This is a genomic window from Peptostreptococcus sp. MV1 (assembly GCF_000758885.1).
Classification (GTDB): domain Bacteria; phylum Bacillota; class Clostridia; order Peptostreptococcales; family Peptostreptococcaceae; genus Peptostreptococcus.
In genome coordinates this window covers 1-1,308 of record NZ_JRNB01000111.1, presented here as the reverse complement: position 1 = coordinate 1,308, position 1,308 = coordinate 1, and the positions used below count along the sequence as shown (strand labels likewise).

Annotated in this window: 2 protein-coding genes; both read right to left on the bottom strand. The window is 36.4% G+C overall.

All coding sequences use genetic code 11. The features are described from left to right. Window positions 1-161: 161 nt before the first annotated feature. Window positions 162-347 (bottom strand): transposase, encoded by a 186-nt coding sequence (locus HMPREF1639_RS09140; RefSeq protein WP_442956604.1) that lies wholly within the window; start codon window positions 345-347, stop codon window positions 162-164. A gap of 198 nt (window positions 348-545) precedes the next feature. Further along, window positions 546-749, bottom strand: a complete 204-nt coding sequence (locus HMPREF1639_RS09720) for a type II toxin-antitoxin system RelE/ParE family toxin (protein ID WP_442956603.1) — start codon at window positions 747-749, stop codon at window positions 546-548. Window positions 750-1,308: the final 559 nt, after the last annotated feature.

Sequence of the window (1,308 nt, the reverse complement as noted above, 5' to 3'; positions counted from 1 at the left end):
AGTATATTCTAAACCACGAATAAAATCAATCTGCAAGTATAAAAAGAAGTCCACCAGCCTAGCTGGTGGTTCTTCATGTGCAGCCCTTAAGGCCTTGTTTACTTGCCAAGCCTACAAGGGCTTTTTTGTTGTCTGGCACTTGCAGACCACACTAGTTGCCCTTAAAAATGGTCTGTAAAATCAAATGTTAATTGTTCTCCGAGCTCGTCTTCTTTAAGTTGATTAGCTATATACTCTTTTATCTTTTTATCTTTTTTACCTGCTGTGTCAACATAATATCCACAACACCAAAATTGACGACCTCTATACTTGTATTTTAAACTGCCCCATTTTTCATAGTATGTGATAAACTATGTATATCGTTAGACATACTAAATCCTCCTTTATGTTAAATATTTTTGTAGTTGCCAGACCACAATAATATTATACAACAAGGAGGNTTTTTTGATAGTTTCTCAACGCTAAAGCTACACTGAAANCCCAGTCNAACNGGGGTTTTCATTNATACAAAAAAGCACCAACCATTTCTGATTGATGCTTTCAAATTATTTTGTTTTTGTAAATCTNTTTAATTGCGTATCCACATCTCGTCCACCGTACATAACACGGATAATCGTAACCACTTGTGTATCATCATTCGGAATATATAGAACAAGATAATTGTCTACTGGCGCTACGTGTAGTCCTCGACTTTTCCATGGTTCCAATTCATATTGTCGATACCTCTTCGGCATATGATCAAGATCCATAACATGCTTCAAGTCTATCAAGCTGACTACTTGCATTTTNTGGTGCCTGCAGTTCAAAAGCAATGTATTCGAAGATTCCACGAAGGTCTATCTCGGCCTGATCTGAAATCTCGATATCATAAATCATAAACTGTAATCCTTGCGTATATCAGAAAAAACAGATTTTGCTGATCTAGTACGACCAGCCTGCATATCCGCATATCCTTTATAATCATCGTTGCTGTTTTCAGCATACATATAATTCACGAGGCCAATGGTAAGCAAATCCAGGTCTCGGATACTAATCCCCAGCTGTACGCAACGAANCAAAAATAAAGGTGTTGTCATGAGGCGATCTGTTGGACGAAGTTTTTTTAGCACTTACATCCGTCTGAACCTTTAGCCCCCAAAGTTCAATGAGCTATGGAAGAACCTGATAGATTGAGAACGTATTAAATCCATCCAGTTTTTGAAGAAATCTTGATCAAATTCTATGTTTCTATAGTAAATTTCAGTTATTTTTGATATAATATTTGTAGATGACATGTCAATTCTCCTTTGTTATTTGTTTTTAGTCGAC